Origin of the sequence: Pantoea sp. 18069, assembly GCF_902706035.1 — a bacterium.
In the GTDB taxonomy this organism is placed as follows: Bacteria; Pseudomonadota; Gammaproteobacteria; order Burkholderiales; family Burkholderiaceae_C; genus Comamonas.
Genome location: NZ_CACSJA010000167.1, coordinates 1 through 303 on the forward strand (window position 1 = coordinate 1; position 303 = coordinate 303).

General features: G+C 64.4%; 1 protein-coding gene. It reads left to right on the forward strand.

The features are described 5' to 3' along the window. A partial coding sequence (locus GVL12_RS26080; protein ID WP_200844119.1) for an HNH endonuclease occupies window positions 1–303 on the forward strand: 303 nt, incomplete at both ends.

The window sequence follows — 303 nt, forward strand, 5'->3', positions numbered from 1 at the left end:
AATGGGGCCGCCAGTGCGCCTACTGCGGCGCCAGGAATCTGCCCCTGCAGATCGAACACATCCGAGCTAGGGCCTATGGCGGCAGCAACCGTGCCTCCAACTTGACCCTGGCCTGCGCCTGCTGCAATCAGAAAAAAGCGGCGCGCAGCATTGAGGATTTTCTGGCCCAGGACCACAAGCGACTAAACGCCATTCTTGCGCAGGCCCAAAAGCCGCTGCGCGATGCGGCAGCCGTCAACACCACGCGCTGGGCACTGGCAAACGCCTTGCAGGCTACGGGCCTGCCCGTGGAGCTGGCCTCGG